At 46.4% G+C, this 12,056-nt stretch carries 10 protein-coding genes, 2 tRNA genes and 1 pseudogene; all 13 read right to left on the reverse strand.

Annotated elements, in window-relative coordinates:
• Positions 1–214: transposase family protein (locus BUB85_RS10445; RefSeq protein ID WP_143160673.1), on the reverse strand; the 214-nt coding region annotated here is incomplete at its 3' end.
• A gap of 152 nt (positions 215–366) precedes the next feature.
• Positions 367–1,515 carry a GNAT family N-acetyltransferase gene (locus BUB85_RS10450; protein ID WP_084534005.1) on the reverse strand — a complete coding sequence of 383 codons (1,149 nt, stop codon included), beginning with the start codon at positions 1,513–1,515 and terminating at the stop codon, positions 367–369.
• A gap of 23 nt (positions 1,516–1,538) precedes the next feature.
• Positions 1,539–2,093, reverse strand: a complete 555-nt coding sequence (gene ispF, locus BUB85_RS10455; protein WP_073109934.1) for a 2-C-methyl-D-erythritol 2,4-cyclodiphosphate synthase — start codon at positions 2,091–2,093, stop codon at positions 1,539–1,541.
• A 52-nt stretch (positions 2,094–2,145) separates the two neighbouring features.
• Positions 2,146–2,592 (reverse strand): YgaP family membrane protein, encoded by a 447-nt coding sequence (locus BUB85_RS10460; protein WP_073109775.1) that lies wholly within the window; start codon positions 2,590–2,592, stop codon positions 2,146–2,148.
• A 358-nt stretch (positions 2,593–2,950) separates the two neighbouring features.
• Positions 2,951–3,024, reverse strand: a tRNA-Met gene (locus BUB85_RS10465).
• A gap of 54 nt (positions 3,025–3,078) precedes the next feature.
• Positions 3,079–3,151, reverse strand: a tRNA-Val gene (locus BUB85_RS10470).
• A gap of 91 nt (positions 3,152–3,242) precedes the next feature.
• Positions 3,243–4,157, reverse strand: coding sequence for an ROK family protein (locus BUB85_RS10475; protein WP_073109778.1), 915 nt, complete (start codon positions 4,155–4,157; stop codon positions 3,243–3,245).
• Between the two features lie 340 nt (positions 4,158–4,497).
• Positions 4,498–4,815 (reverse strand): PTS lactose/cellobiose transporter subunit IIA, encoded by a 318-nt coding sequence (locus BUB85_RS10480; protein WP_073109782.1) that lies wholly within the window; start codon positions 4,813–4,815, stop codon positions 4,498–4,500.
• A gap of 51 nt (positions 4,816–4,866) precedes the next feature.
• Entirely contained in the window at positions 4,867–6,171 is a 1,305-nt protein-coding gene (locus tag BUB85_RS10485) for a PTS sugar transporter subunit IIC (protein ID WP_073109785.1), read from the reverse strand.
• A gap of 33 nt (positions 6,172–6,204) precedes the next feature.
• On the reverse strand, positions 6,205–6,513 hold the full coding sequence (locus BUB85_RS21725; protein ID WP_084534006.1) for a PTS sugar transporter subunit IIB: 309 nt from the start codon (positions 6,511–6,513) through the stop codon (positions 6,205–6,207).
• Positions 6,514–6,525: 12 nt separating this feature from the next.
• Positions 6,526–7,917: a 6-phospho-beta-glucosidase gene (locus BUB85_RS10490; RefSeq protein WP_084534007.1), complete on the reverse strand. Its 1,392-nt coding sequence runs from the start codon at positions 7,915–7,917 to the stop codon at positions 6,526–6,528.
• A pseudogene (locus BUB85_RS10495) lies at positions 7,865–11,080 on the reverse strand (phosphoribosylformylglycinamidine synthase); the annotation flags it as partial. The pseudogene BUB85_RS10495 and the gene BUB85_RS10490, both read right to left, overlap by 53 nt.
• Before the next feature lie 182 nt (positions 11,081–11,262).
• Complete coding sequence (locus BUB85_RS10500) at positions 11,263–11,961, reverse strand: TIGR01906 family membrane protein (RefSeq protein WP_073109788.1); 699 nt, start codon at positions 11,959–11,961, stop codon at positions 11,263–11,265.
• Positions 11,962–12,056: the final 95 nt, after the last annotated feature.

Here is a 12,056-nt window from a genome sequence, read left to right on the forward strand (position 1 = left end):
CCATTTCTCTCATTGTATGCTGTCCGCAGATATTTTTGAGAATCGCCATATACCCAAGATCAGTCTGCGAATACGTGATGTAACTTGAATCTCTTGGATCATTCATTTCCGAGATCCATTGTTGTAAATAATGAAAGAAATGATTTGCAACCATCATAAAATCAACTATTCCACGGTCCTGTTTCTTTCGTTCACGTTTTTCTTTCTTTGTCATTCGTAAAAACCTCCTGTGCGAAAAATTTGTTACTTATATTTTACCGCACAAGAGGTACTCCTGCTTAGATTCTGGTTATTTTATTGCGAAAAGTTTTTATTCCTCAACGCTGGCGGATTTTATACTCCGTATATTTTCCAGCCATATTTTCCTTAGACCACTTCATTCAGGAACACATCCTTCAGAAGTCTTATTTTTCCCAATTCACCGCGCAGATGGTCTGTCAGGATTACCCCTTCCTCACGTTCCACCTCATCCAGTGTTTTATATCCAAACAGAAAACTCGTAAACGCTGCGATGGTGAATACACCGTCTGAATCCTCCGTTTCGCCCAGCATAATCTGCTCCTCGCCCTTTTCATGGCAAAGACTCCAGATTCTGGTATTCTCTTCCAGAAACGTATCAATGACTGCAAATGAACAATGCAGCTCTACATCCTCTTTCAGCCGCAATGTTTCCAGCAGAGTCTTCAAATGCAGAATGCGCACCATGATCATCGGATGCCCCTCGGCCTCACCCCCGCAGTGATCCGCACCATATACCGTTGTCCTGCAGGATGCGTCCCCTGTCAGCTCCTGAACCGTCTGCGTCAGGCAGTCTTCGTATTCCGGCAGGAAGAGCGGCTCTCTGATCTCGTAGTTTTCCTCCCTGGCATAGGCAAAAAAACCGACCAGCTCCTTTTTGGACATCACCATCTTCACACCGCCGCACTCGCTGCGCTGCTCGCGGATCATGGTCTCATAATACTTTTTATTTCGGACCGCGTAAACCTGATAGCGTTCCTTCAAGAGCTTTTTTGCAAACCCGGATAGTTTTTTCGCGTCCTCACACTCTGCCTCTCTCAGAGACAGTTTCTTTTTTTCTCCATCTTCCCCGCAGATAGAAATCTGTTTCTGATCAAATACAAAGCGAAAATCATAAGGCGTATAAATTGCCTCCGCTGCCGGCATCAGAAACGTGAACGCTTCTTTTCTGTCATACATATCCCGCATCGTCCTTCTGAGCAGCTGCCCCATCAGGCCCTTTCTCCGATAGGCCTCCTCCGTTGCAACCGCAATGATATAGTCCGACTTTATTTTTTTATCCTCCACCCATAATTTATAGGGATTCAGATGAATCATCGCCCGGATTTTGTTCTGATCCTCCACCACATAAATTTCATTATCTGCAGTTTTCACCGTATAGTAATAATCCAGAAATTCTTTCGTGTCCTCCACAAATACATCTTCCCACAGCTGCCTTGTCAGGCCATGTTCTTCTCTCTCTAACTTCCGAAGCTCCATATTCTTTCTTCTTTCCATTCAGCAGCAATCCGCCCCATTATTTATTCTCTGCCATTTCTGCAGCATCCGCCGCAGGAGGCACAGTCACGTGTTTCCGGTGCCACATCAAAGCTGCTGTAATTCGTTATTTTTTCCAATGCACAGATTGCCTGCGAGGAAATCCCTTCCCCGTTTCCGGTAAACCCAAGCCCCTCCTCCGTCGTCGCCTTGACATTCACCTGATCCAGTTCGATCTGAAGTGTATCCGCAATGTTCTGGCGCATAGTCATAATATGAGGTGCCATCTTCGGGTGCTGTGCAATGATCGTCGCATCAATATTCTCTATCACAAACATGTGCTCGTCCAGAAGCGCACCGACCTGTTCGAGCAGCGCAATACTGGATGCTCCCTTATATTTCGGATCTGTATCTGGAAAATGCTTTCCGATATCTCCCAGTGCCGCCGCACCGAGCAGTGCATCCATGATTGCATGGAGCAGAACATCTGCATCCGAATGACCAAGCAGTCCTTTCTCATAAGGGATCGTAACCCCGCCCAGAATCAATTCCCGGTCCTCCACCAGCTTATGAACATCATATCCCATTCCTACCCGCATCTTTCTTTCCTGCCTTCCTTTTTCCTTTATTATGTCTGATTCGATCCGTTTTTTATTCTTTTTTTGAAGCGGCAGCCTCTGACTCTCCATCCGCATGCTCACACTCAGATTTTTTTCCAGCCTCCGCAATTCCGTCTACCACAATGGTTCCCTTCTCCGCTGTCTCTGCCTGGTCTTCTTCAGGATTTTTCGAACTTTCTTCCGGATTTATCAAATCACTTTGTGAATTCTTTACTTGCTCTTCCTCTTTTGCAGCCCGCTCCGCCTCCATGGCTATTCTTGCATCCTCTTCCCGTTCTGCCTTCTGGTCTGCCAGATAAGCGCGAAACGACTTATATGCAAAAAATGCTCCGACCAGAACAAAGACCGCCCCCGCAAGTATCAGAAGTGACGCGTAATCCGGTCTCTGCGCGAAGACATCTTTTATCATTGAAGCACCCAGATATATCAGATATATCCCCACCACAACCCGAAGCATATTTTTTGACTTTGAACTCATATTTCATTTCCTCCTGTCTGTATTGTTTTCCGATTCGTAATTGGCAAAACGCTCACCTGCATCCGCTTTGCCGCCTGCAGTTCCTCATTAAACAGATACTATGATTCTAACACAAAAGCAGCTCCATTACTACCGAAAGAGCACGATACCCGCCCATCTTTTGTAAGACGTGTTTTGATTCTTGATTGTCCGTAAGCATACACTCGCTTAGCACCCTGCATTACTACAACGCACCGAGTTTGGCTACACGGCTCACTGGCAATTACCGTGACCGGATTTGCACCGGTAAGTGTGGTCCAGCTTTGCTGGGCGCACATATAAAAAAAGAAGCCTGTTAAACAGACTTCCTTTTCGTAAGTAGCTGGAACTGGATTTGAACCAGCGACACCACGGGTATGAACCGTGTGCTCTAGCCAACTGAGCTATCCAGCCACGAATCTTTTTTACACATCCATATCTGCTAAATCGCAGAATATTCTGTGTAAATGGGACCTACAGGGCTCGAACCTGTGACCCCCTGCTTGTAAGGCAGGTGCTCTCCCAGCTGAGCTAAGATCCCTTGGGTAGTGGGTCCGTATCTCGAACCCGCTTTGCTATTATACTATTAAAACTCGCCAAATGTCAACAACTTTTTTGCATTTTTTTATTTTTTATTTTTCCTGCATTTTTTTCATACATTGGTAAACAGCACCCAGGAGATTTGCATCATTTCCATGCTCACATTTTACGACCTTTGGAACCGGAATATGCTTCCATGGGGTCTTCTCATACATGAGGTCCATTTCCTCCTTTAAAACCCGGAATAAGACCGGCTGCGTACTGATTCCGCCGCCAATCGCCACTACCTCCGGGTCAAGAATCACCTGCAGGTTATTGATCTGGAGTGCAAGTCTTCTGCAGAATGACCGAAGTCCTCTCATTGCGGCTTCATCCCCACTGTTGATCCATTCAAACAGCTGCTTTCCGTCCGCCTCTGTATCCAGTGAAAGCTGTTTTTCTTTCAGAATCAGCGTCTGTAAGCCAGTCTTCCATCCACAGGACTTACCAAACTCGTTTCCTTCCATCAATCCCACTTCCGGATCTGCACAGATAAAGCTGAACTCTCCAGCGAAGCTGTGAGCACCTTTAAATATCTTTCCATCAATCACGATTCCGCCGCCGATGCCGGTTCCGAGAACCAGCACAATTCCAGTATGGCTCCCCTGCAATGCCCCTGCACTGTATTCTCCCAGTGCACAGCTCTTTCCATCATTCTCGACAGCACATGGAAGATTGCAGCGCTCGCCCAGCATCTTCCCAAACGGCACCTTATCCAGAAATGTAAGGACTCCGCCGCCATAGATGATTCCATCCGGATCATTCGGAACTGTCCCCGGCACACTCACGCCGATTCCAGTGAATGTTTCTTCCTGCGCCTCCAGCGTTCTGGCAACCGCTTCTACCAGCGCCTCAGCACCGTCATATGGCGTTGCAAACTCTCCTTTTTTCTGGATTTGATTGTCTTCTGTAATCACTGCCCATTTTACCGCTGTTCCACCGATATCTACCGCAAAATACTGTTTCATATGGTCTCCTCCTAATTCAACATGTAATGCCCTCTCGCATGCGCTCCGCGACAGGTCATCGGAGACATTCCAAATACGAAACTACGTTTCGTATAGTCTCCTCTTCATATAATATCTTTAAAAAGAAAAGATGTCCACCACCACATGAATCGTAGCAGTGAGCATCTTCTCCTGACGTTACTGTTCACAGATAAATCTGTTCCAGTAACGTCGCCAATCCATTTTAAAATCATCTTTGATGATGGGACCGGCTCATGGTTATATTTACTTGATTGGCGCATAGCTTGACAGCAGGTGTCAAGCTTGCGTGTGAACAGTAACCATCTGACTTCTTATTTACTTATTTCTCTGTTGAAAGCTTTTTGTATAATTCAATAAATTCCTCTGCCAGAATCTTGAACACTTCTGTGCTCATCATCTGATCTTCTGCATGCATCAGAATCAATGACAACGGTACGCTCTCTCCAGCTGCTTCTTTCTGCACCATATCAGTGTGAGGTCCGTGACCTGTCTTTAACATCTCGTCACCCTGATCGATCAGATCCTGTGCCTCATCAAACAATCCTTCTTTTGCTTTCTGGATTGCTTCGATGAAATATGATTTTGCAGTTCCTGCACTGGTAATAAGTTGAAAACAAATTAATTCCATCTCGTCCATATTACATTCCTCAATTCTATTTATTTTGCTTTACGCCTGAAACCGACGTTATTATTTTGCTTCTGCTGCAACTGCTGCTGCCTTTTCATCTTTTACATACTGTTTGTCAATGACGCGGATAAACGGCAGGTATACAAAGAATGTCAGTACTAAAATAGCCGTCTGTAACAATGCTGTTCTCCATCCGCCAATCAGGAATCCTGAGATGATCGGTGGGCATGTCCAAGGAACCATAACACCGCCGTACATTGGGCAGAGTCCGATGTAGATTGCAAAGTACTCAATCAGTCCTGAGATTACAGGCATCAGGAAGAACGGTACTGCCATAATCGGGTTCAATACAACTGGAATACCAAACAGTACTGGCTCGTTAATATTGAAGAATGCTGGTGCGATTCCAAGTTTACCGATCTGTTTGCACTGCTGTGACTTTGCGAAGAAAGCCAGGAAGAATACAAGACCGATTGTGATACCTGCTCCTGTTACTGTCATGAACTGATCAAAGAACTGCTGTGTAACAATGTGTCCGCCGTTAGCGAGTGTCAGTTCTTTTCCTGCATCAAGGATTTCCTGGTTTGCTGCAGAGTTTGCTGTAAGCATAGATCCCATGATACCACCAACAATAGAAGAACCATGAATACCAAAGAACCAGAGGAATGGCACCATAAGTCCCATAAGAACTACTCCGCCAAGTGAATCTGTCATACCCTGAAGTGGTGTCTGAATTACTCTGTAGATCAATTCGATTGGAGTTGTGTCACCTACAAGGTTTACAACTGCGTACAGAATCGTTGCTGCGATGATAATAACTGCACCTGGAATCAATGCTACGAATGCATTGGATACACCTTCCGGTACGCCTGCAGGCATTCTGATAACAATGTTCTTTTTCATGAAGATAGAATATATCCATCCAACAATCAGACCAAGAAGCAGTGCTGCGATCATTCCTTTTCCAGCTGTCCAGTCCTTGAAGATAACTCCAACTGTATCTCCTGATTCAGCAACAACCTCTGAAGGCTGCATAATTAGATATGTACACAGAGAAATTACTCCGGCCGGCATTCCCTGGTATCCTTCATTTCTTACGTATGTATACGCGATACCGATAGAAGCGATCAGTGCCATCATGTTAAATGTTGAGCCATATGCCTGATTCAATACTGGTGTTACCCCAACTTCTGCAAGCCAGTTTGCAAACGGTGTATATGGGAAGTTTGCAATCAGCAAAAATACAGATCCGATAATCATCATCGGCATAGAATACAGTAAACCGTCTTTCAATGCCTGCATTGCTTTCGTGTTGATAAATGCCATTACTTTTGGCACTACTTTGTCATTTAAAAATTCTTTCATAGTTCCCTTTTTCCTCTCTTCTCTTTCCTGTCTTTATTTACCAGCTAATTTTTTTGCAAATGCAAGTACGCCTTTGCCATTGCACATTCCATAGTCCTGCATCGGAATTACATCAACCGGTACATTTTTTGCTTCACAGGTTTTTGTCGCTTTTGACTTCAGGTAACCTACCTGTGGTCCGAGAAGTGCGCAGTCAATCCCCTCGATACGCGCGTCCATCTCATTTGCCGGATATGCCATGATATCCACTTCTGTTCCTTCTTCCTCTGCAGCTTTGATCATCGCTTTGACCAGAAGGCTTGTTGACATTCCCTGGTTACAAAATAATCTGATTTTTAACATTTTCTTTCCCTCCTATAACTCTTCTCCATTGGTTCGGATCACGTTCTGGAACCAGCTGAAACTTTCTTTTCTGCTTCTCGCCAAGGTTCCGTTCCCCTGATTGTCCTTGTCTACATAGATGAATCCGTAGCGTTTTTCCATCTCTCCGCTTCCAGCAGATACAAGATCGATACAGCCCCATGGGGTATAGCCCATTACATCCACGCCGTCCTGCTCTACGCATTCCTTCATAGATTCAATGTGTGCCTTCAGATAGTCGATACGGTAATCATCATGTATCATGTTATCCGCTCCGATCTTATCATATGCACCCAGTCCATTCTCCACAATGAACAGTGGCAGCTCATATCTGTCATAAAGCCAGTTCAGCGAATACCGGAGTCCCACCGGATCCACCGGCCATCCCCAGTCACTCTTGGTGATATAAGGGTTGTCCGTAAATGCGCTTTCCTCATGGTAATCGTACTCTTTGTTGTCTGCCTCGTGTTTCACAGCAAACGACATATAGTAGCTGAAGCCAATATAGTCCACACATCCTTTAGATAAGTCTATTTCATCCTGCGGGGTAATGTCTAGGTGGAAATTTTTCCTTTCGAAATATTTCCTCATATAATTCGGGTAATGTCCTCTTACGTGGACATCAGCAAACCAGAAACGCTTTTGCATTGCTGACACGGACATCATCATGTCCTCCGGCTTACAAGAATATGGGTAGATCGGTGTCATGGCAATCATACAGCCAATCTGGAAGTTCGGATTGATTTCTTTGCCGATCTGATAAGCCTGCGCTGATGCAACCAGTTCATAGTGTGCTGCCTGGTACATAATCTCTTCCCGGTCTTCTCCTTCTTTGTACATGATACCTGAGTTTGTAAAAGGTGCCCAGTCATTCATGTAATTTGCCTGATTGTTAATCTCATTGAAGGTCATCCAGTAAGTCACTTTATCTTTGTAACGCTCAAAGCATACTTTTGCAAACCGCACGAAAAGCTCAACGCATTTTCGATTGCGGAACCCCCCATATTCTTTGACCAGATGGAACGGCATCTCGAAATGTGATAACGTAATCACTGGTTCAATCCCGTATGAATGACAGGTATCAAACATGTCATCATAAAACTTCAGACCCTCTTCATTGGGTTCTGTTTCTTCACCGTTTGGAAAAATCCTTGTCCATGCAATAGATGTGCGGAAGCACTTAAATCCCATCTCTGCAAACAACCGGATGTCTTCTTTGTAATGTTCATAAAACTCAATGGCTGTGTGATTCGGATAATTCTTGCCCTCGATTATTCCGTCTGTAATCTCTCTGTCAATTCCATTGCCGCCTGCAGTCATAACATCTGCTATGCTGACACCTTTTGAATGCCGTTGCAAAAAACTTTGCAGATCCGTCCGGCTCATCGCCTGCTGAGAATCCACCTGGGAACATGATCATCTGAGACTGTCCGATGGACTGCTCAAACTCTGCCACGGAGTCGCGGATATCCGCTGCATCCATGTTCTTAAATACCTTTGTGATTACCTTCGCGCCAGCTCTCTGGAACGCCCTCGCACTGTCATACTCACAGTTTGTTCCCGGGAATACCGGAATAAATACCGTCGGCTGTGCAATCTTGTGACTGCAGATATGGACGTCTTTTGTATCGTAAAGTCTGGTCTCGATGGCTGTTTTTTCTTCCTCGCCAGAAACCGTCGCAAATACCTTCTCCAGCGTAGAGGTCCATGCTTCCTTTGCCTCCGCCAGACTGATTGCAGTATCCTTGTAGGAGAATATTGCATCGTCTGTCACTTCACCGATTACTGTATATGTAATGGCAAGACTTCCCACTTTTCCATCAGGAACTTCCGCGATAATATCACCAAATGCCGGTGCAAACAGATCTCTCTCGTCCACATTTGCCTCTAATTTTACACCCATTCCGTTACCGAATGCCATCTTGCTGACTGCCGGAATAATACCGTTTCTGTCGAGCACGTAAGCAGATACGATGTTGCCGTTCTGGATATCTTCTCTGCATTTACCGTACTGCTCCATCACCTGTGTATATACCGGAAGATCATACTGATCCTTCTCCACGCGCAGCCATACCAGCTTACTTCCCGCCGTCTTGAACTCCGGTGTGATGATGTCTTTTTCTTTTGCGATGTCCACCGCAAAGGAAACCAGTGTCGGCGGCACATCGATCTCGTTGAAGGTTCCGGACATACTGTCCTTTCCGCCGATGGACGGCAGGCCGAATCCGAGCTGTGCGTCATAGGCACCTAAAAGTGCTGCAAACGGCTGGCTCCATCTGGACGGATCCTCCGTCATTCTGCGGAAATATTCTTGATAGGTAAAACGGATCTTGCTGTAGTCTCCGCCTGCTGCGACAATCTTCGCCACAGATTCCAATACCGCATACACGGCACCGTGATATGGGCTCCAGCTTGACAGATACGGATCAAATCCAAAGCTCATCATGGAAACGGTGTCGCATTTGCCGGTCAGTACCGGAAGCTTGGCAACCATTGCCTGGGTCTCTGTCATCTGATACTTCCCACCATGAGGCATGAACACCGAGCCCGCGCCGATGGAGCCATCGAACATCTCTACCAGACCTTTCTGGGAACACTCGTTCAGATCCTTCAGAGTCTCTAACCATTTCGTTTTCACATCCCCGACTTCTTCCCTCACGAGAATGCTGTCCGCCTTGTTTGGAATATCAACGGCAACGGTGGTCTCCTGATGTGCACCGTTGGTATCCAGAAATGCTCTGGAGATATTTACGATTTCTTTTCCTCTCCAGGACAGTACCAGCCTCGGCTCCTCAGTCACAACAGCAACCTCCACAGCTTCCAGATTCTCTTCTTTGGAAAAGCCTAAAAATTCCTCCACGTCTTTTTTGTCTACCACAACAGCCATACGCTCCTGGGACTCAGAGATTGCGATCTCTGTTCCGTCCAAGCCAGCGTATTTCTTCGGCACTTTATCTAAATCTACACGAAGTCCCGGTGCAAGCTCTCCGATTGCCACGGACACGCCGCCGGCACCGAAATCATTGCAGACCTTGATCAATCCGCTGACTTCTTCTCTTCGGAATAAACGCTGCAGTTTACGCTCTGTAGGCGCGTTTCCCTTCTGAACCTCCGCGCCGCAGGTCTCGATGGATTCCTCTGTGTGAACCTTGGAAGAACCTGTCGCTCCGCCACAGCCGTCACGCCCGGTACGCCCACCCAGTAAGATGATGATATCGCCCGGCTCTGCATGCTCTCTCTTTACTGCTCTTCTCGGAGCTGCGCCGAGAACCGCACCAATCTCCATACGTTTTGCCACATAGTTCGGATGATAGATTTCTTTGACCGCACCTGTTGCCAGACCGATCTGGTTTCCGTAAGAGCTGTAGCCGTGGGCTGCACTGCGGACCAGTTTCTTCTGCGGAAGTTTTCCTTTCAGGGTATCTTTTACGGACACGGTCGGGTCCGCCGCTCCGGTCACGCGCATCGCCTGATATACATAAGTACGTCCAGACAACGGGTCACGAATCGCACCGCCAAGACAGGTAGCAGCACCACCGAATGGCTCAATCTCCGTCGGATGGTTGTGGGTCTCGTTCTTGAAGTTCACAAGCCACTCTTCCTCCACGCCGTCCACTTCAACTGGAACAACGATACTGCAGGCATTGATCTCGTCCGACTCTTCCTGGTCAGCGAGTTTTCCTTCTTTTTTCAGTTTTCTCATAGCCATCAGCGCCAGATCCATGAGGCAGACAAACTTGTCCTCTCTGCCCGCAAAAATCTCGCTGTGATCCTTCAGGTACTGCTTATATGTGTTTTCGATCGGCTCTCTGTAGTCGCCCTCACCGAATGTCACATCCTTCAGCTCTGTGGAGAATGTAGTATGACGGCAGTGATCTGACCAGTAGGTATCCAACACACGAATCTCTGTCATGGACGGATCTCTGTGCTCCTCGCCCTTATAATATTTCTGAATATGCAGAAAATCCTTGAATGTCATGGCAAGTCCCAGAGAACCGTACAATTCCTTCAGCTTGTCCTCCGCCATATCCGCAAAGCCGTCAAAGATGATCACATCCGCAGGCTCCTCAAATACAGTCACCAGTGTCTCCGGCTTCTCCATGCCTGTCTCGCGGGAATCTACCGGGTTGATGCAGTGGTTTTTGATAGCTTCATACTCGTCCTCTGTTACCGCACCCTCAATCACATAGGTGGTTGCTGTTCTGATGACCGGCTGCTCATCCTCTTTGATAAACTGCACACACTGCACTGCTGAGTCTGCTCTCTGGTCAAACTGTCCCGGCAGGTATTCCACCGAAAAGATTCTGTCCCCGTCATTTGACGGAAATGTATCGTGATAGAGCACATCGACCGGAGGCTCAGCAAAGATTCCGTTGCACGCTTTGCCAAATGACTCCTCGCTGATATTCTCCACATCATAACGAATCAGTTCCCGTACTCCTGTGATCGTCCCGATGCCAAGATAGCTCTTTAATTCATGCTTTAATTCCTTTGCCTGTACGGCAAATTCTGGTTTTTTCTCGACATATACCCGTCTTACACTGCTCATAATATCCTCCGTTCATGTCATCTGCCGTTTGGAACGACAGAGCTTCTTAGTGATTTGCTGGTTATGTTACTTTGCTATCATCATATCACATTTCTTTTCATTAGCATAATTAATATCTCTAAATCATTTTATAAGTCTTTCTTATCAGTCGTTGCTTTCGCTGCAATGCTCACGGCAGCCCCTTATTCCTCACACCTCCTTGTCTTTCGAACCATATAAACACTTCCGCCGGTCAACAGCAGTATACTTCCAATAAAAATGCTCCCGATGCGAATCACCATATCCGAGAAAAACCCCTCCGGCAGCATACGGATCATGTAGTCCGTCGCGGGGTCAAACACCCACAGATCATTCGTGAAGAACATCTCGTGAAACTTTGTAAATGCAGCCGTAAAATCAATTGCAAAGATAACCCCCAGAACGATGGTCGCCGCCAGTGCCAGTCCAAGACCTGCCAGAAACGCCCGCGGAAAGACAAACTTCCAGTCTGTTTTTGACAGCAGTAATATCACCAGCAGAAAAGCCAGGATAAGCAGACAGCTCCTGCGCAGTTTTAAACCACCGAGGAACAGATTTTTCACATCATAAAAATGCATCTTATCCTGCGTATTAAAAAACTCTACACCCTTCTCCCCGTCAATCTCGGTATAGACAACCATATCTTTCCGGTCTCCGCGAAGATACGCCATCATCACATGCGTCACATCCATCACGTCCTCTATATCCATGTTCAGTTCCGACATGACGTCGTATTTTTTATATTCCTTCTCATAGTAATCATAATTTCCATAAATTGCAGCCTCGAAGCTCGTGATCAGCAGTGCCACAATACACATCAGCGATGCTATCACCGCCAGTATGCCCTGTATCTTCTCTCGCATTCACTTCACCGCAGGCATCCTCAATGTCAGCAGGCACACCGGTTTCCTTTCTCTCTTTTTTCCTCTACAGATATATTATAATAGCACAATGCTAA

The organism is Hespellia stercorisuis DSM 15480, assembly GCF_900142165.1.
Lineage (GTDB): Bacteria > Bacillota > Clostridia > Lachnospirales > Lachnospiraceae > Hespellia > Hespellia stercorisuis.

Bases quoted from the DNA above. Each gene is read 5' to 3' on its own strand.
- BUB85_RS10450 (WP_084534005.1), bottom strand. From the start codon at position 1,515: ATGGAAAGAAGAAAGAATATGGAGCTTCGGAAGTTAGAGAGAGAAGAA.
- ispF (WP_073109934.1), bottom strand. From the start codon at position 2,093: ATGCGGGTAGGAATGGGATATGATGTTCATAAGCTGGTGGAGGACCGG.
- BUB85_RS10460 (WP_073109775.1), bottom strand. From the start codon at position 2,592: ATGAGTTCAAAGTCAAAAAATATGCTTCGGGTTGTGGTGGGGATATAT.
- BUB85_RS10475 (WP_073109778.1), bottom strand. From the start codon at position 4,157: ATGAAACAGTATTTTGCGGTAGATATCGGTGGAACAGCGGTAAAATGG.
- BUB85_RS10480 (WP_073109782.1), bottom strand. From the start codon at position 4,815: ATGGACGAGATGGAATTAATTTGTTTTCAACTTATTACCAGTGCAGGA.
- BUB85_RS10485 (WP_073109785.1), bottom strand. From the start codon at position 6,171: ATGAAAGAATTTTTAAATGACAAAGTAGTGCCAAAAGTAATGGCATTT.
- BUB85_RS21725 (WP_084534006.1), bottom strand. From the start codon at position 6,513: ATGTTAAAAATCAGATTATTTTGTAACCAGGGAATGTCAACAAGCCTT.
- BUB85_RS10490 (WP_084534007.1), bottom strand. From the start codon at position 7,917: ATGAGCCGGACGGATCTGCAAAGTTTTTTGCAACGGCATTCAAAAGGT.
- BUB85_RS10500 (WP_073109788.1), bottom strand. From the start codon at position 11,961: ATGCGAGAGAAGATACAGGGCATACTGGCGGTGATAGCATCGCTGATG.